13 protein-coding genes are annotated in these 17,442 nt (G+C 59.3%); 7 read left to right on the top strand and 6 right to left on the bottom strand.

Annotation, left to right across the window (positions count from 1 at the left end):
* Positions 1-31 precede the first annotated feature (31 nt).
* The 3 genes from F3J41_RS20550 to F3J41_RS20540 form a co-directional block, all read right to left on the bottom strand.
* Complete coding sequence (locus F3J41_RS20550) at positions 32-1,243, bottom strand: MFS transporter (RefSeq protein ID WP_104187877.1); 1,212 nt, start codon at positions 1,241-1,243, stop codon at positions 32-34.
* A 112-nt stretch (positions 1,244-1,355) separates the two neighbouring features.
* Positions 1,356-2,246: a LysR family transcriptional regulator gene (locus F3J41_RS20545; protein ID WP_058770045.1), complete on the bottom strand. Its 891-nt coding sequence runs from the start codon at positions 2,244-2,246 to the stop codon at positions 1,356-1,358.
* Between the two features lie 108 nt (positions 2,247-2,354).
* Complete coding sequence (locus F3J41_RS20540; RefSeq protein WP_021507794.1) at positions 2,355-2,723, bottom strand: helix-turn-helix domain-containing protein; 369 nt, start codon at positions 2,721-2,723, stop codon at positions 2,355-2,357.
* Between the two features lie 189 nt (positions 2,724-2,912).
* Between F3J41_RS20540 and F3J41_RS20535 the strand changes: the two genes are divergently transcribed.
* The 3 genes from F3J41_RS20535 to F3J41_RS20525 all read left to right on the top strand — a co-directional run bounded on the left by F3J41_RS20535 (position 2,913) and on the right by F3J41_RS20525 (position 6,125).
* The gene (locus F3J41_RS20535; protein WP_021507795.1) at positions 2,913-3,572 is read left to right on the top strand and encodes a response regulator; all 660 of its coding nucleotides are present in this window, start codon (positions 2,913-2,915) and stop codon (positions 3,570-3,572) included.
* The gene (locus tag F3J41_RS20530; protein WP_058759279.1) at positions 3,569-4,927 is read left to right on the top strand and encodes a HAMP domain-containing sensor histidine kinase; all 1,359 of its coding nucleotides are present in this window, start codon (positions 3,569-3,571) and stop codon (positions 4,925-4,927) included. Before F3J41_RS20535 ends, F3J41_RS20530 begins: the two co-directional genes overlap by 4 nt.
* Positions 4,928-5,258: 331 nt before the next feature.
* Positions 5,259-6,125, top strand: coding sequence for a nucleoside-specific channel-forming protein Tsx (locus F3J41_RS20525; protein WP_021507798.1), 867 nt, complete (start codon positions 5,259-5,261; stop codon positions 6,123-6,125).
* Positions 6,126-6,170: 45 nt separating this feature from the next.
* Here the strand turns inward: F3J41_RS20525 and yjdN are convergent, their stop codons facing one another.
* The gene (yjdN, locus tag F3J41_RS20520; protein ID WP_058774910.1) at positions 6,171-6,608 is read right to left on the bottom strand and encodes a VOC family metalloprotein YjdN; all 438 of its coding nucleotides are present in this window, start codon (positions 6,606-6,608) and stop codon (positions 6,171-6,173) included.
* A gap of 71 nt (positions 6,609-6,679) precedes the next feature.
* The gene (locus F3J41_RS20515; protein ID WP_127833580.1) at positions 6,680-7,579 is read right to left on the bottom strand and encodes a LysR family transcriptional regulator; all 900 of its coding nucleotides are present in this window, start codon (positions 7,577-7,579) and stop codon (positions 6,680-6,682) included.
* A gap of 113 nt (positions 7,580-7,692) precedes the next feature.
* Here F3J41_RS20515 and F3J41_RS20510 point away from each other — a divergent pair, with 113 nt between their 5' ends.
* From F3J41_RS20510 to F3J41_RS20495, 4 genes are all read left to right on the top strand, one after another.
* Positions 7,693-9,006 carry an amidohydrolase gene (locus tag F3J41_RS20510; protein ID WP_059011921.1) on the top strand — a complete coding sequence of 438 codons (1,314 nt, stop codon included), beginning with the start codon at positions 7,693-7,695 and terminating at the stop codon, positions 9,004-9,006.
* A complete protein-coding gene (locus F3J41_RS20505; RefSeq protein ID WP_166712245.1) occupies positions 9,003-10,448 on the top strand; it encodes a M20 family metallopeptidase in 1,446 nt (481 codons plus the stop codon). The genes F3J41_RS20510 and F3J41_RS20505 overlap by 4 nt, the downstream gene beginning before the upstream one ends.
* 182 nt (positions 10,449-10,630) lie before the next feature.
* Positions 10,631-12,151 carry a p-aminobenzoyl-glutamate transporter gene (abgT, locus tag F3J41_RS20500; RefSeq protein ID WP_150360480.1) on the top strand — a complete coding sequence of 507 codons (1,521 nt, stop codon included), beginning with the start codon at positions 10,631-10,633 and terminating at the stop codon, positions 12,149-12,151.
* Positions 12,152-12,337: 186 nt separating this feature from the next.
* Entirely contained in the window at positions 12,338-13,747 is a 1,410-nt protein-coding gene (locus tag F3J41_RS20495) for an MFS transporter (protein WP_166712243.1), read from the top strand.
* A gap of 139 nt (positions 13,748-13,886) precedes the next feature.
* On the opposite strand, the gene F3J41_RS20490 is transcribed toward F3J41_RS20495, so the two are convergent.
* Entirely contained in the window at positions 13,887-17,390 is a 3,504-nt protein-coding gene (locus F3J41_RS20490) for an Ig-like domain-containing protein (protein ID WP_166712241.1), read from the bottom strand.
* Positions 17,391-17,442: the final 52 nt, after the last annotated feature.

Below are 17,442 nucleotides of genomic sequence, written 5' to 3'. Positions count from 1 at the left end.
TTTTTCACGCCGGTCAGGCATGATCCTGCGGTTAAGCTTTACGCAGCACCCGCGCATTCAATAGCGCGCACAGCGCCATAATCACACAGGTGGCGAGAAACACCGGGCGCATACCAAACGCGCCGCCGATAAAGCCACCGAACAGCGGGCCGCTCACCTGGCCGACATACTGAGCCGAGGTCGCATAGCCCAGCATTTTCCCGACCTGCCGCTGCGGCACATTATGACGAATCAACGCCGTCACGCAGGGCATCAGGCCGCCCAGCGCCATCCCCATCAGGAAACGCAGCAGCACCAGCTGCCACGCCGCGCTAATAAACGCCTGCGGAATCAGCAGCAGCGCGCAGACCAGCAGGCCATAAATCAGCACGCGCGCATGTCCGATGCGGTCGGCCAGCCGGCCAAGGCGCGGCGCGGAGAGAATGCTGCCCAGCGCGGCGGCCGCCATCACCAGCCCGGCCGTTACCGTCACCGCGTGATCGCCATGAACAAACTGCGCGATATACAGCGTGATAATCGGCTCAATCGACATATTGGCAAAAATCAGCAGCATGCCCGACAGCCACATCAGCCGCACCACTGGCCGGTTGATCGACGCCTCCGGCTCATCCCCCTCCCCGGCTGCGGCTTTCTTCGCCGCACGTGGCGCTTCTTTCAGCAGAAAAGTGGTGGCGAGAAACGCAAGAAAAATCACCGCGCCGGTGAGCCAGAAAGTGTGGCGGATACCGATCAGCGGTGGCAGCACGCCGCCCAGCAGCGGGCCGACCACATTACCGGCCATGATGCCGGAGGACAGCACGCCCAGCGCCCAGCCGGTCTGCGCTTTCGGCGTTTGCGCCGCCACCAGAATGGTGGAGCCCGACGCATAGCCGCCGAGCAGACCGGCCAGCAGGCGCAGCGCTACCAGCTGCCACGGCGCGGTGGCCATACCAATCAGCGACATGGCGACGGCCATTCCGAGGCTGGCGCGGATCAGCATCAGCTTGCGGCCATAGCGATCCGCCAGTTTGCCCCACAGCGGTGCCGTCAGCGCCGCGCTGAGAAAGGTGGCACCGTAGGCGGCGCCTGACCAGCGCGCAATCGCGGCCGGTTCCTGCACGCCCAGCTGCTGCACATAAAGGGGCAGAAAGGGCAGCAGCAGGGTCATGGCGACGATAGTGCTGAACGAGCCCAGCACGCAAACCCACAAATTGCGCCGCCAGTGTTGCTGCTCAGGCGCTAACGCGATAGAAGAGTGCGACATAGTGATATCCCTGTTTTTGGCTTTTTTAGCAGACTATCAGCGGTAGCACACAGAAAACAGGGAGAAGCGGATATTTGCCAGCCAGCGCGCTATTGTTGCCATAAAACAACAATCATGACGCACCCAGCGCGGTGATCAGCGCGTCGCAGAGTAAGGTGATCGGTGACGAGGGCTGCGGCTGCTCTTTCAGCAGCAGGTAACTGTGCAGGCGATCCATCTGCCATTCCGGCAGCACCTGCTGAATCTCGCCGCGCGCCAGCGCCTCCTGCGTCATATAGGCGGGCAGATACGCCACGCCGGTTCCGGCCAGGGCCGCATTAAGCAGCGCCATGCTGTTATTCGCGCGAAAGCGGCTGTGCACATCCAGCGCCAGGCGCTGCTTATCACGGCGAAACGGCAACGCCGCCGTGTGTGCCGGGCCGTGAAACAGCAGCAGATCGTGGCGCATCAGACGTTCGGGATGATCGATGGCCGGATGCGCGGCCAGATACGCTGGCGACGCATACAGTCCCCAGTCAATGCTGCTCAGTTCGCGGTAGTTTGCGACTTCCGGCGCACGCGCGCGGATCACAATCGCCACGTCCGCACTGGGCTGCGGATCGTCGCTGGTGGTCAGTTCGAGATCGACGTTGATGTGAATGTGACGGCGGATAAAGGTATTCAGCGTCGGCACCACGCACTGGCAGCCGAAGGTGATCGGCGCCTGCAGCCGCACGTTGCCGGCAGGCTGCTGATGCACCTGCTGCACAAACGCGTCGGCGCGATGCATCTCTTCCAGCATGCGGGTGCAGAACGGATAGTAAGCCTGACCCAGCTCGGTCAGCGCCACTTTGCGCGTGGTGCGCTGCAGCAGTTTGATACCCAGCCGCACCTCCAGCCGGGCGATTTCGCGGCTGACGTGCGATTTTGATACCCCCAGCGTACGGGCCGCTTCGCTGAAACTTTGCCGCTCAACGACGCGCGCAAACAGCATCATGGCGGTGAGATTATCGCTGTTGTCCATGTTCTCTGGCTGATTTGAAAGAGTGAGAACCGCAGCTTAAAAGCAAAAACGCGAATGCGCACCCGATTTCCCGTTACGCAGCGGCCACGGGAAATCGGGCGAGGGATGTCACACCGCCACCGCTAGCGGAAACAGCAGGCGGTCCGGCTCGACGCGACGCTGACGCCGCAGCTGGCCTGGCGTGACGCGAAAATAATTTTTAAAGGTGCGGGTGTAAGCCTGCTGGGTATCAAAGCCGTAGCTCATCGCCACCTGCAGAATCGCCTCGTCACTGTTGATCAGCGTGAGCGCTGACTCAGTCAGCCGGCGCTGGCGAATGTATTCTGCCAGTGAAAAACCGGTGTGCTGACGGAACAGACGTTGCAGATGCCAGCGGGAATATCCCGAGCGGCGTGCTACTTCATCCAGATGCAGATCGTGCCCTAAATTTTTTTCAATCCACTCCAGCAAACTACGGATAAATTCGCGCTGATTCATGACTTCCTCCGGCGTCGGTAAAATGTCCAGTGACGTCACTGTAGCGCGTTAAATTTATCCCTTAATTAGCAGAAAATTAGCGCAGAATTAGCAAGCAAAAAAACGGCTTTCCCGACGAAACAGCGCGCCAGGTTAATTCTGCGCTAATTATCGGGCGCTACACTGCGACAAGTTATTCAGGAGGGCATCATGCGTGTGCTGCTGGTAGAAGATGATGAAATGATCGGCGCCAACCTGCAGCAGGCGCTGGAGGCCGCCGGCTGGTCGGTGGACTGGGTGCGTGACGGCGTATTTGCCAGCAACGCCTGGCAGGAAGGCGGTTACACCTGCGTCCTGCTCGATCTCGGTTTACCGCGTGAAGATGGCATCAATGTGCTGCGCCGTGCGCGCACGCGCGGTGACATGACGCCAGTGCTGGTGCTGACCGCGCGTGATACCGTGCAGCAGCGCATCCAGGGCCTGGACAGTGGCGCCGATGACTACTTACTCAAACCCTTTGATCTGCAAGAGGTTCTGGCGCGTATGCGAGCCATCACCCGACGCCGCCACGGTGCGGCGGACTCCCTGCTGGGCAACGGCGACGTGCAGCTCGATATGATGACGCGTGAAGTGCTGTACAAAGGCCAGCGCGAGCAGCTGACCGCACGTGAATACGCCCTGCTCTATGCGCTGCTGGAACGCCCGGGCGCGATCCTGTCGCGTGAGCAGTTAGAAAACCGCATCTACGGCTGGGGCGAAGAGGTCACCAGCAACGCCGTGGACGTGCTGATTCATGGCATGCGGCGCAAACTCGATAACGAAGTGATTCGCAACGTACGCGGTCTGGGCTGGCGGGTACCGGCAATATGAGATCCTTTACGTTTATGCGGTCGCTGCGCAACAAACTGCTGGCCACGCTGGTGCTGCTGCATCTGGCGATGATCGGCGGTGTCACCTGGTATTTCTACCACTGCTATGGCGACATGATGGGCACCATGAAGGACGACCAGCTCGCCAAAATTGCCGATGCCTGGTCAAGCAGCCAGCGCATGCCGGCACTGATGCCGATGGTGATGCAGCAGGAGAAGCTGAAAAGTACCTATATCGTTCAGCTCTGGGACACCAATAATCATCTGCGCGCCAGTTCCTGGCCGGCGCTGCATGCGCCCCTGCAGAGCAAAAAAGGCTGGTCAGATTTAAAAGTTGGCGACTGCGGCGATGACTGCCAGTGGCGCGTTTACACCCGTCCCGGCGAGCTGGGCAGCGAGATCGGCAATATTCAGGTGCTGCACAACGTCGGCTACATGAAGAGCCTGATGGTGAAACGCGTACTCTCCGCCATCATTCCGCTCATCCTGATGATGCCGCTGTCGCTGCTGGTGATCTGGCTGGTGGTACGGGCCATTACGCGCGATCTGCGCGTAGCGTCGCGCCAGATTGCGGCGCAGGAAACCCTGCATCCGCACAGCGTGTCGCCGGACGGTCTGCCGGACGAAGTGCTGCCGCTGGTCGATGCCTATAACTCGCTACTGGATAAACTACGCGCGGCCTGGTCGTCACAGCGCCAGTTCCTTGAGGATGCCGCGCATGAACTGCGCACGCCGGTCACCGCCGTCACGTTACAGCTGGAGAACCTGCGTCAGCACATCCTGCCGGGCGAAGCCAGCCGCCAGTTTGATCAGCTGGAAGCGGGCGTCACGCGCACGCGCCATCTGGTGACGCAGTTGCTGAATATCTCACGCCAGGAGGATCAGTCCGTGGTCGCCAGCGTCGAGACCATTGAGCTTGATGACCTGCTGAAGGAGAGCATTGAGCAACTGATGGTGGTGGCGGACAAGCGCGGCATTGATATCGGCTTCAACGGCACCGCGCACTATCGTCTGCACGCCAGCCGATCCGATCTGCGCAGCCTGTTCGATAACCTGATCGGCAACGCCATGCTGCACACGCCGGAGGGCAGCCTGGTGGATGTGCTGCTGCATCGCGTCGGTCATCATACGGTAGTGGATATTGTCGATAACGGCCCCGGCATGCCGGAGTCGTTTATCGAGCGCGCCTTCGATCGCTTTACCCGCTCGCCGGATGTCCAGGCGCAGGGCAGCGGCTTGGGATTGTCGATCGTGCGCAGCGTGGCGCAAAAGCATCAGATGCAGGTGGCTCTGTCGAATTGCCTGAACCCGCAGGGTGAAGTGTGTGGCCTGCAGGTGCGCGTTACCCTACCCTGACGTCTTCCCTCCTCCGGCGCGATAATCCGCGCCGGCTATTTTCTTCTCCCGCCAGTTCTCTGCGTATCCCGACAACGTAAACGGTTGCGGGGTTCCGTTCGTTACACGGCCTTTATGTGATCAACTTCACATATTTACTGAATCGAAATGCAACACTTTTTGACAAACGTGATCAAAATCTATTTTCTATCGCTCTGTTACAGGCACATTACGCGGGCCTGAAAATCCGGCGCGTCAGACCGGCGACAACAGCACACTGCCCATCCCCTGGGATCGATTTCACCCGATCGCAGCATTTGCGCGGCGATCACGAGCAAGTGGTTAAAAAATAATGAAATTTAAAACACTGATAGCAGGGGCCTTACTGGCCAGTAGCTGGACCGGCGCCGCACAGGCGGCGGAAAGCGATCCGCAGTACCTTTCTGACTGGTGGCATCAGAGCGTGAACGTGGTAGGCAGTTATCACACCCGCTTCGGACCCCAGTTCAACAATGATGTGTATCTCGAATACGAAGCCTTTACTAAAAAGGACTGGTTTGATTTCTACGGCTACCTTGACCTGACCAACTTCTTTGGCGTGGGTAACAGCAATGCCAACGGTATTTTTGACCACGGTTCGCCGATGTTCATGGAAATTGAGCCACGCTTCTCCATCGATAAGCTGACCGGCACCAGCCTGGCATTCGGACCGTTCAAAGAGTGGTACTTCGCAAACAACTACATCTACGACATGGGTCGCAACAGCGATAGCCGTCAGAACACCTGGTACATGGGTCTGGGTACTGACATCGATACCCATAGCGATATCGGCCTGTCACTGAACGTGTACGCGAAATACCAGTGGGAAAACTACGGCGCGGCGAATGAAAATAGCTGGGATGGTTATCGCTTCAAGGTGAAATACTTTGTACCGATTACCGACCTGTGGGGCGGCAAGCTGAGCTATATCGGCTTCACCAACTTTGACTGGGGTTCCGATCTGCGTGACAAGTCTGACCGCTCACGCACCAGCAACTCAATTGCCTCCAGCCACATTCTGTCGCTGAACTACGATCACTGGCATGTCTCTACCGTGGCGCGTTACTTCCACAACGGCGGCCAGTGGGCTGATGGCCAGGAGCTCAACTTCGGCAACGGTCCGTTTGAAGTGAAATCAACCGGCTGGGGTTACTACCTGGTGGTGGGTTACAACTTCTAAACCGCTTCCGGCGTGGCCGCTCACCATCGCGGCCACGCCAGTCTGTTACGCCTGTGGCTTCACCACGTTGATGCGCCATGGGATGCCGAACTTATCGATAAACATCCCGAAGCCGTTCGACCAGAAAGTTTTTTGCCATTCAGTGGTCACTTTGCCGCCCGCAGAGAGCTTATCAAACCAGGCTTTACCCTCCGCTTCATCTGGCGTGGCCAGGCTCACCGCATAACCGGCATGTTCGGACGCCGGTGGCTGGGCGGTATTGCCATCACTCAGCATCAGCTCGCCCTGACCAATGCGCAGATGCGCATGCATAATCTTTTCCGGCGGCAGCGGCGGTGCCGACCGATCGCCCACCTGCTCGCCCTGCTCCGGCATATCGCCAAACGTCATTTTTTGCAGAATTTCACCGCCGGTGGCCTCCAGATAGAAGGCAATGGCTTCTTCACAGCGGCCGTAGAGAAATAAATAAGGACTCACCTGCATCGTAACCTCCGTTGAGAGTGCGTTAACGCGTGTCGTACACTTAAAGTGTAGACGATGCAGTTTTTCGCCCGTCACGGCTGGCAGTAGCGGCGGAACAGCTGCGCCATGTAAGCGCTCATCGGCGTCAGCGCGGTGTCTTTACGCTGAATCAGATAGAAGGTGGCTTTCGGCAGGGGATCGTCGAGATCCAGCGCGATCAGCTGCCCGCCGTGCGTAGGGTCTTCAATCACGTCGCGCGCAATGATGCTGACAAAATCACTCTTCGCCACCAGGCTGGTGCAGGCCATAAAGGTCTCGCAGGTCACCGCGATTTTGGGTGCCATGCCGCGCTCACCGAACAGGTCATGCAGCAGTCGGTAATAACTGCCCTGCGGCGTCGGCATGGTCCAGTCGCAGTGTTGCAACTCGGCCAGCGAGCGCGCATGCGCCATCGGATGCCCTTTACGCATCACCACCTGATACTCGCGCTGCATCAGCCGCTCGAAAATCAGCTCCTGATCGAAGTGATGCCGGTCGTAGGTATTGATGGTGAAATCCAGCGCGCCCTGCCGCAGTTCATGCACCATCGACACCAGCTGGCCCTCGACGATACGCACTTTCACCAGTGGATATTCACGATGAAACTGGGTTATCACCTGCGGCATCACGGTACGCGCAATGCTGCCGCCCACCCCAATATTCACTTTGCCACCGGCCAGACCGAGCCGCTGCTGGATATCCTCCTGCGCCACGCGCAGTTCCTCCAGCACCAGACAGGCATGACGAAAAAAGGTTTCACCGACATCGGTCAGCATCACACCCTGCTGACGACGCTCGAACAGGCGCGCGCCCAGCGCCAGCTCCAGTTCCTGAATCGCTTTGGTTAATGCCGGCTGTGACAGGCCCGACAGCCGGCTGGCGGCGCGAATACTGCCCTGGCGCGCCACGTCAACAAAGGCGCGCAGCTGATGAAGTTTGAGATTGGACGCCATGATCAGGTGATAACCGTTGTCTATCGGTCACAAGATATTCGCATCTTATGCGCCCTAATACCATTGTGTAGATTCGGTTGAATGCATAAAAAACCAACACTAAGGAACAGCCGATGAACACCCTTTCCGACCTCGTCAACGCACGGATACCGCAGATGCAGACATGGCGCCGCGACCTGCACCAGTATGCTGAATCCGGCTGGCTGGAGTTCCGCACCGCCACGCTGGTAGCGGAAGAGCTGCATCGTCTTGGTTATCAGCTGCAGCTGGGCCGTGAGGTGATTGATGCCGATGCGCGCATGGGTCTGCCGTCTGCTGAAGTGCTGGCGCAGCAGGAAGCGCGGGCGCTGCAGCAGGGCGCGCTGCCACAGTGGCTGCCCCACTTCTCCGGCGGTTTCTGCGGCGTGGTGGCGACGCTGGACACCGGACGTCCCGGTCCGGTGATGGGCTTTCGTGTTGATATGGACGCGCTCGACCAGACGGAGAGCGCCGCCGCCGATCACCTGCCGACGCGCGAAGGCTTCGCCTCGTGCAATCCCGGCATGATGCACGCCTGCGGCCACGATGGTCACACCACCATAGGTCTGGCGCTGGCGGGCGTGCTGATGGCGATGAAACACCAGCTGAGCGGTCGCATAAAACTCATTTTTCAGCCAGCCGAAGAAGGCGTACGCGGTGCCAAAGCGATGGTGGCCGCGGGCGTGCTTGATGATGTCGATCTGTTCACCGCCATTCACCTCGGCACCGGCGTGCCGCCCGGCGAGATCGTCTGCGGCAGCGACAGCTTTCTCGCCACGACCAAACTGGACGTACGTTTTACCGGGGTCGGCGCGCATGCCGGTGGCAAACCGGAAGAGGGACGCAACGCGCTGCTGGCGGCGGCACAGGCCACGCTGGCGCTGCACACTCTGCCGCAGCACAGCGGCGGCGTGGCGCGCGTTAACGTTGGTGTCTTACAGGCCGGCAGCGGACGCAACGTGGTGCCGGATGTTGCGCTGATGAAGGTGGAAACGCGCGGCGCGAGTAATCAGGTCAACGACGATATCTACCAGCAGGCGCTGCGCGTGATTGCCGGTGCCGCAGCGATGTATGGCGTTGAGCACGAGGTCACGCTGATGGGCGGCGCACGCAGCTGCACGCCAAGCCCGGCGTGGGTCAGTTTTATCCATCAGCAGGCCGAAGCGCTGGGTCTGTTCAGTTCGGTGATAGACAGCAAACAGCAGGCGGCCGGTTCCGAAGATGCCACCTATATGATGGAGCGCGTGCAGCAGCGCGGCGGCCAGGCGTCTTACGTCATCTTCGGCTGCGAGCTGGCGGCGGGCCATCACAATGCGCGGTTCGACTTTGATGAAGCGGTGATGGCCACTGCCGTGCAGATGCTGGCTACGCTGGCGCTTAATCAGACGCAGTTCGGCGGTGCCCGATGAGCGCGCACGACTTCATCGATCGCTACATCGACCAGCATCAGGCGCGCTTCAGTGCCCTCAGCGATGCGATCTGGGACGTACCGGAAACCCGTTTCGAAGAGACGCAATCGTCTGCGCTGCTGGCCGATGCGCTGGCGCAGGAGGGGTTTGAGGTCGAGCGCGGCGTCGGCGGTCTCGACACCGCGTTTATCGCCTCAATCGGCCACGGCCAGCCGGTGATCGCCATCCTCGGCGAGTTTGATGCGTTGGCCGGTCTGAGCCAGCAGGCGGGCTGCGCCACGCCTGACCCGCTGGTGGAAAACGGCAACGGTCACGGCTGCGGCCATAACCTGCTCGGCACCGCTGGCCTGGCCGCCGCTTTCGCCATCAAAGCCTGGTGGGCAGAACAGGGCGAACGCGGCACGCTGCGCTTTTACGGCTGCCCCGGCGAGGAGGGCGGCTCGGGTAAAACCTTCATGGTGCGCGCCGGGCTGTTTGATGATGTCGATGCTGCCGTCACCTGGCACCCGGAAGGCTTCAGCGGCATGTTCAACCTCAGCACCCTCGCCAATATTCAGGCGGCATTTCACTTCAAAGGCGTGGCGGCGCATGCCGCTAACTCGCCGCATCTCGGGCGCAGCGCGCTGGACGCGGTGACGCTGATGAACACCGGCGCGAATTTCCTGCGCGAGCACATCGTGCAGGAGGCGCGTCTGCACTATGCGGTCACCCAAACCGGCGGCGTATCGCCCAACGTGGTGCAGGCCGATGCCGAAGTGCTGTACCTGATTCGCGCGCCGCAGCTCGACCAGGCCCAGGATATCTACCAGCGCGTGATTAACATCGCCAAAGGCGCGGCGCTGATGACCGACACGCAGATGACGGTACGTTTTGATAAAGCCTGCTCCAACTATGTGCCCAACCGCGCGCTGGAAGCGGTGATGGAACGTAATTTGCACCATTTTGGTCTGCCGCACTACAGCGCGCAGGAACAGGCATTTGCGGCAGCGATCCGCGCCACGCTGAGCAAAGACGATCTGCGTAACGCGCGACTGAATGCGGCGCGCACCGGCGGCGAAGCGGGTATCGCCTGGGCTGAGGCGCTGGGGGATAAAGTGCTGATGGATGAGGTAGCGCCGTATGCGGTCACGCGCGAGTTGCTGTACGGCTCAACCGACGTTGGGGATGTGAGCTGGGTAACGCCGACGGCGCAATGTTTTGCCCCCTGTTTTGCCTTCGGCACGCCGCTGCACACCTGGCAGCTGGTGGCGCAGGGCCGCACGCCGATTGCCCACAAAGGGATGTGCCTTGCCGCCAAAGTGCTGGCCGCCACCGCGCTGACGCTGTTGCACGATGATGCCGCGCTGGCGCGTTGTCGTGAAGAGTTTGACCGCGTGCGCCTTGAGCAGCCGTACGTGTGCCCGATTCCGGCCGGCGTGCAGCCATCGACATTAGCATCCTGAGTTCAGCAACGCATTACGCCAGGTGCGCATAAATGCGCACCCTACGAGGGCGTGACCGGTGGTCACCGCTCCTTACCGTGTAGGGTCGCCATTTATGGCGACCTGGTACCAACGCATCACCATTAAAAAAATATAAGCATTACGCAAACATAACTGACAAGACGACTCATGAGGATCTACCGATGGAAGTGATGACCGAAAATCGCAGCCCCGGCAAGCTGTTCAGCTGGATTGAGCGGGTCGGCAACAAAGTGCCGAACCCGTTCTTACTGTTTGTCTACCTGATCGTGGTGCTGATGATCGCCACCGCGCTTCTCAGCAGCCTCGATGTGGCTGTTAAAAATCCCGCCAATGGCGAACTGGTGCGGGTCAATAACCTGCTGAGCGTGGCGGGCATTCAATGGATCCTGCCCAACATCATCAAAAACTTTAGCGGCTTCACCCCACTGGGCTCCATTCTGGCGCTGGTGATCGGGGCCGGGCTGGCGGAAAAAGTCGGGCTGCTGCAGTCGCTGATGGTGAAAATGGCGTCGCGCGTCAGCCGTCGCTACGCCAGCTATATGGTGCTGTTTATCGCGTTCTTCAGCCATATCTCTTCCGATGCGGCACTGGTGGTGATGCCGCCGCTCGGCGCGCTGATCTTCCTTGCCGTCGGGCGTCATCCGGTGGCGGGCCTGCTGGCGGCGATTGCCGGCGTCGCGTCGGGTTTTACCGCGAATCTGCTGATCGTCACCACCGACGTACTGCTCTCCGGCATCAGTACAGAGGCCGCCAAAGCGGTCAGCGACACGGTCCACGTCAGCGTGATCGATAACTGGTTCTTCATGGCCAGCTCGGTCATCGTACTGACTGTGGCCGGCGCGCTGCTGACCGATAAATTTGTCGAACCGCGCCTGCCCGTCTGGAACAGCGGCCATCACGATCGCCTGCCACCGCTGACGGCGCAGGAGAATCGCGGCCTGAAGGCGGCCGGTCTCGCCGCGCTGGTGTTCATCGGCGTGATGGCGCTGCTGGTGGTGCCGGAGCATGCGCCGCTGCGCAACCCGAAAACCGGCGGGATCATCCCTTCGCCGTTTATTCAGGGCATCGTGCCGATCATCATCCTGTTCTTCTTTGTGGTGGCGATTGCCTATGGCGCGATGACACAGCAGATTCGCCGCGCTGACGACATCCCCCGACTGCTGGTGGATCCGATGAAGAGCATGGCCGGCTTTATCGTCATGGTGTTTCCGCTGTCGCAGTTCGTGGCGTTCTTCAACTGGAGCAACATGGGCAAGTTTATGGCCATCGGCCTGACCGATATGCTGGAGAGCGCCGGCATCAGCGGTGCGCCGGCCTTTCTCGGCCTGATGTTCCTCTCGGCATTTCTGTGCATGTTTATCGCCAGCGGCTCGGCGATCTGGTCGATCCTCGCGCCGGTGTTTGTGCCGATGTTTATGCTGCTCGGCTTTCACCCGGCGTTTGCCCAGATGATTTTCCGCATCGCCGATTCCGCCGTGCTGCCGCTGGCGCCGATGTCGCCGTTTCTGCCGCTGTTCCTCGGTTTCCTGCAGCGCTATCAAAAAGATGCGCAGCTCGGCACCTACTACGTGCTGATCTTCCCGTATCCGCTGGTGTTCTTTGTGACGTGGATCGCGCTGCTGCTGGTGTGGTATCTGCTGGGCCTGCCCATCGGTCCGGGCGTTTATCCGCATCTGCCCTGACCTGGCGCCATGGACGGCGTACCGCTTTCTGTGAACTGCAACGCACGTTGCCAAAATGTCACCGCTACGCCTCTCGGCAACCCCGGACGAATTGATTATTCTGCTATTTCTTCGCTTGCTAACGGTTAATGATTTCTGACAAACCACCACCGGGCGGATCCTGCAAACACCGAGGTAACAATCATAATGACAACCACCTATTCGACAGGGGTGGCGACCGATCGCATCGCGACCGAACGCCAGACGCTGGCCGGGCGCATCGACGCTCTGCCCTCTTCCGCCGGGCTGTGGCGCTTTATTACGCTGCTGGCGCTCGGCGGCTTCTTCGAGCTGTACGATCTGTTTGAAACCGGCTACATCAGCGCCGGGCTGGTCGCCGCAGGCGTGTTCCACACCGGCGCCGCGGGCGTGTTTGGTATCGCCGATCAGGCGGCGTTCGCCTCGGCGACCTTTCTCGGCCTGTTTGTCGGTGCCAGCCTGCTGACGCCCTATGCCGACCGCTTCGGCCGTCGCCTGACCTTTATGTGCGCGCTGGCGTGGTACGGTGCGTTCTCACTGCTGATGGCGTTCCAGCACAGCGCAGAGATGATTATTCTGTGCCGCTTCCTGGTCGGAATCGGTCTGGGCGTCGAGCTGGTGACCATTGATACCTATCTGTCGGAGTGGGTGCCGGCCCATCTGCGCAGCCGCGCGTTTGCCTTCTCTTTTTTCATTCAGTTCCTGTCGGTGCCGACGGTAGCGCTGATGTCATGGTGGCTGGTACCGCAAACCCTGCTTGGCCTCGAAGGCTGGCGCTGGGTCGTGATCGCCGGTGCGCTGTGCTCGCTGGTAATCTGGTTTATCCGGAAAAATCTGCCGGAGTCGGCGCGCTGGCTGGCGCAGCAGGGGCGGCATCAGGACGCGCACCGGGTGCTGAGCGAGATGGAAAAACGCTGCGGCATTGCGCCGGGAGACGATTTCTCTCAGCGCGATGCGGCGGCACAGCTGCCGAAAAAAGGGCGTTTTAGCGAAATCTGGGCACCGGCTTATCGCCAGCGTACGCTGATGCTGGTGGTGATGAACTTCTTCCAGGCGATTGGCTTCTTCGGCTTCGGTAACTGGCTGCCAGCGCTGCTGTCCGGCAAGGGGGCCACCGTCACCCACAGCCTGCTGTACGCCTTTTTCATCACGCTGGCCTATCCGCTCGGCTCGCTGATTTGCAGCCGCTACGCCGACCGGCTGGAAAACAAATGGCAGATCGTTTTTTCATCGCTGATGACGGTGGTGTTCGGCACGCTGTTCGCGCTGACCAGCAACTCGCTGCTGATGGTGGTGTGCGGTTTCCTGATCACCTACAGCAACGCCTGGCTGACCTTCAGCTATCACGCCTATCAGACCGAGATCTTCCCGACGCACATTCGTGCGCGCGCCGTCGGCTTCTGCTATTCGTTCAGCCGGCTGTCGACCGCTTTCAGCAGTATTCTGATTGGCCTGATTCTGCAGTATGCCGGCAGTCAGGGCGTGATCGTGTTTATCGTGCTGAGCATGCTGATGGTGATGCTGTCGGTCGGGATTTACGGGCCGAAGACGCGGGGGCTGGATCTGGAGAACATTTAAACCGGATGGGCGCTGGGTGGGCGGCGGCCGGTTCAGCCCTTCAATGCGCCCCCTTTGGAGCGGCACGATTCATCGCGCGATAAATCGCACCGCTACGTCCTGGTGCAAACCTTGGGGGGCGTTTCCGCCCCCGCCGGATTTACACCAGTTCGGTTTTCACCCCTTCCTGGATCAGCACGTCGGCATCGACGCCGCTGTGGCTGTAAACCTGATACTTCACGCCAGCCACCGTGGTGCTGCCCTGCTGTTTCACCCAATCGCCCACGTCACCGCCGTCGCCGAGGATGTCATCCAGTTTTACCACGTCCTGCGCATCGCCTTTGATCAGCAGCTGGGTTTTGCCGTCTTTCACGAACAGATCCTGACTTCCAACCTGCAGGATATCGTCAACCGCTACGCTCAGGACGTTTTTGCCGTGACCCGTCATATCGATGGTGTCGCCCTGCTTGCCCTGCGCCAGCACATCGCTCAAGGAAACGGCGAATTCATCGCCCAGGGTGATGACGGCAGGAACATCAAAGGCAGTGATACCGACATGATCGTCATGCATGCCCCATTCAACGTCACTGATGCGCACGCCGCCCGGATTGTTCACCGAATCCACTTCTGCCGGATTGACGCGCACCACGGCTGAACCGATCAGCTTACCGGCCGGGGCGTGGTACTCGACAATGTCGCTTCGCAGGGTGCCAGGATGCGCCTTCAGCTCATAGCTGTGCAACAATTTACCTTGCGTGTCATAGAAATCGATGTAATTGCCTTTGCTGTGCACATAATCCGATTTCAGCACCACTTTCTCCGCCACGCCGTCGAAATCCAGCTTCATCTGACCGCCACGGCCAACAATAATTTCGCCATGCTTCAGCGTTTTTTGCTCGCCGCCGATATTCGGTCCTTTAATCAGCGTCATTTTCAGACTGTCGTCGATGGTATAACTGACCCCGGTTTTAAAATCGATATAGCGCGGATGACCGTTAGCGTCTTTCACCAGATCAGGTTGTCCACGAACCCGGCTGATTTCTTTAACCCCGATGTTATCGATAGCGAAATCGTTGCCGTTACCGTTATTAACCTCATTGGTTACCGCCACGCGAACCACTTCTGTTTTGCTGGCGGTATACAGTCCGCTGAAATGATTCCAGGCAGCATCCAGCCCCATGTTGGGAATCACTTTCTGTCCATTAACGTCCAGACCGATTTTCGGTTTCAGGCTACCGCCAGGAATACGGTAGCCATCAAAATCGAACTGGTAGGTTTTACCCGCTTCGACCTGAATATAGCGATAAACCACTTCTCCTTTGAATCCGTTGGTGTTTGAACCGTTGGTCATGGAACCCAACTCATAAGAGGAATTGCCTGCGCTCCAGCGCTTAACCCCGATGTTGTCATTTTTGTGATACAGACCGCTGGCGATCCAGCCCTGCTGGGTACCGTCGTTGAAATTCCACACTAGCCCCTTGTGATCGACCTTCGGCGGATCGACATTGATCTCCAGCAGAAAGGTTGGCGCATTCACATCACGAATGGCGCTATCACTGACCTGAAATTGCGTCAGTCCTTTCCACGGCGAGCGATCGTAAGACTGGTAGCTCCAGTTACCCGTAGCATCCGCTGTGACCGAGTCCATTAATACCCAGTGGCCCTCAATATGGCAGCCGAAAATGTACACCACCTTATTGGGTGCAGACGTGCCTTTCAGGGTTGGCGTCATATCATCGGTGATATCACCGCTTTTCAGCTGGCCCTGCTTTGGTCCGCTGTCATCCCACGCAGAAATAATCTCTGTCTTGCCGGAGATTATCGTCAGGTCGAAAACATCGGCGGCGGCGTCACGCACCGGGCTGTCTGACACCTGGAACTCATATTTGCCAAAGCCGCCGCGTAACGCGCGCACTTCGCTTTGCCAGTGACCATGAGCATCCGCAACGGCGCTGCCGAGCGTCACCCATACTCCGTTCACGTGGCGGGCATAGATATAAACCACGCTGTTTGCTGCAGCATGGCCTTTCAGCGTTGGCGTCAGGTCATCAGTGACATCGCCCTGATGCAGCACGCCGGTCTGCGCGCCAAAATTATCCCAGGCAGAAACGATACCGGGTTTTTCCGGCACCATGTTGAGACTGAACACCTCGGCGCTGGTGTCGCGATCGGGGGTTTTGGCAGCCTGAAACTCATAAGTGCCGTATCCCCCGCGCAGCGCGCGCACTTCCGTTATCCAGTTGCCCCAGGCATCGGCCTTAACACTGCCTAATACCACCCAGTGGCCATCAATATGCCGCGCATGGATATACACCATGCTGTTGGCTTCGGCTTTGCCCTGCAGCGTCGGCGCCATGTCATCGGTGGTGGCGCCGTTGATTAATTTGCCCTGCTCGGGCCCGACATTATCGTGTGCCGCGTCAATGGTGGGCTTCAGGCGGGTGCCGTTATCTGACACATACAGGTCGAACAGCGGCGCAGCGGGATCGCGCGTCGGGCTGTTACTGGCCTGGAAGTGATACGGGCCGGCACCGCCATCCAGTCGGGCGATTTCCACCTGCCAGTGGCCAAAGGCATCCGCCTGGGTGCTGCCTTTCAGCCACCAGCTGCCGTTTTCGCGTGTGGCATATACATAGACGATACTGTTGGCTTCCGCCGTGCCTTTGAGCGTGGGGGTGAAGTCATCAGTCAGCGCGCCGTTTTCCAGTTTGCCCTGTGCCGGGCCAAAATTATCCAGCGCATACTCAATCTTCACCGGCGCGGTGGGCACCACCGTATAGGTAAACGGCTCGCTCGCATCGCTCAACTCACCACGGTTATTTTGCGCGCGGGTAGTAATGGTGTTTTCACCGTAGCCCAGCAGATCAACGTTACTCTCCCAGCGCCACTGCCCGTCAATCACCGGTGCCACGCCGACGCGTGCCCCGTTGACGTAGATGATGACGTTTTCTGCGTCCAGCGGCGCGTTGCCGCTCAGGCGCGGACTGCGATCGTCGCTTGCGCTACCGGCTTTGATCACACCGATGTTCACCCCTTCATTATCAAACACTTCCAGCAGCTGCGGCTTGTCGATGCGCGGCGAGTTGACGAACAGCGTATAGACCGGGGAATCGACACTCACCTGACCAAATTTGTCGGTGGCGGTAACGGACAGGCGCTGTTCACCGTCACTCAGTGCCGGCGTAATGGTCCACTGACCATTTTTCGCCGCCTGCACGCTGCCAGTCAGCACGCCGTTGCTGTACAGGCGGACAATGCTGTCCGGCTCGGCATAACCGGAAATGGCTGGCGTTTTATCATCGGTAAAGCCTTTGTTGCCAACCGGGCCCTGCACCGGTCCAAAATCATCCAGTACGCGCATAATCGCCGGCATATCGGGCGGGCTGAGATCGACTTCCAGCCGCGTCTGGAACGGAATCCCGGCGTTGCCGGCCCGGTCGAAAAAGCGGATGGTGAGATTGTGGCTCCCCTCTTCCAGCCGCAGCGGCAGCTGATACTCCCAGCTGCCGTCCGCGTTTACCTGCGTAGTAAACAGCTGGCCGTTAATGGCAAATTCGATATAGCTGACGCTCTTATCCTCAATCACCCCTTTCCAGTACTGATAAGGTGAATTGACGTAGTTCTCCTGCCCCGGTTTGGTCGGGTCGTAATAGCCTACAGACATATGGTCATCCTTTTCGCCAGAGTTAATATCGTTAAAGTAACGCTTAATAAGC

It is taken from the genome of Pantoea sp. Ap-870 (assembly GCF_011752515.1).
Taxonomy (GTDB): domain Bacteria; phylum Pseudomonadota; class Gammaproteobacteria; order Enterobacterales; family Enterobacteriaceae; genus Pantoea; species Pantoea dispersa.
The sequence above is the reverse complement of the archived record's forward strand: the minus strand, read 5'-3'. Positions and strand labels throughout refer to the sequence as shown.

Bases quoted from the DNA above. Each gene is read 5' to 3' on its own strand.
- F3J41_RS20550 (WP_104187877.1), bottom strand. From the start codon at position 1,243: ATGTCGCACTCTTCTATCGCGTTAGCGCCTGAGCAGCAACACTGGCGG.
- F3J41_RS20545 (WP_058770045.1), bottom strand. From the start codon at position 2,246: ATGGACAACAGCGATAATCTCACCGCCATGATGCTGTTTGCGCGCGTC.
- F3J41_RS20540 (WP_021507794.1), bottom strand. From the start codon at position 2,723: ATGAATCAGCGCGAATTTATCCGTAGTTTGCTGGAGTGGATTGAAAAA.
- F3J41_RS20535 (WP_021507795.1), top strand. From the start codon at position 2,913: ATGCGTGTGCTGCTGGTAGAAGATGATGAAATGATCGGCGCCAACCTG.
- F3J41_RS20530 (WP_058759279.1), top strand. From the start codon at position 3,569: ATGAGATCCTTTACGTTTATGCGGTCGCTGCGCAACAAACTGCTGGCC.
- F3J41_RS20525 (WP_021507798.1), top strand. From the start codon at position 5,259: ATGAAATTTAAAACACTGATAGCAGGGGCCTTACTGGCCAGTAGCTGG.
- yjdN (WP_058774910.1), bottom strand. From the start codon at position 6,608: ATGCAGGTGAGTCCTTATTTATTTCTCTACGGCCGCTGTGAAGAAGCC.
- F3J41_RS20515 (WP_127833580.1), bottom strand. From the start codon at position 7,579: ATGGCGTCCAATCTCAAACTTCATCAGCTGCGCGCCTTTGTTGACGTG.
- F3J41_RS20510 (WP_059011921.1), top strand. From the start codon at position 7,693: ATGAACACCCTTTCCGACCTCGTCAACGCACGGATACCGCAGATGCAG.
- F3J41_RS20505 (WP_166712245.1), top strand. From the start codon at position 9,003: ATGAGCGCGCACGACTTCATCGATCGCTACATCGACCAGCATCAGGCG.
- abgT (WP_150360480.1), top strand. From the start codon at position 10,631: ATGGAAGTGATGACCGAAAATCGCAGCCCCGGCAAGCTGTTCAGCTGG.
- F3J41_RS20495 (WP_166712243.1), top strand. From the start codon at position 12,338: ATGACAACCACCTATTCGACAGGGGTGGCGACCGATCGCATCGCGACC.
- F3J41_RS20490 (WP_166712241.1), bottom strand. From the start codon at position 17,390: ATGTCTGTAGGCTATTACGACCCGACCAAACCGGGGCAGGAGAACTAC.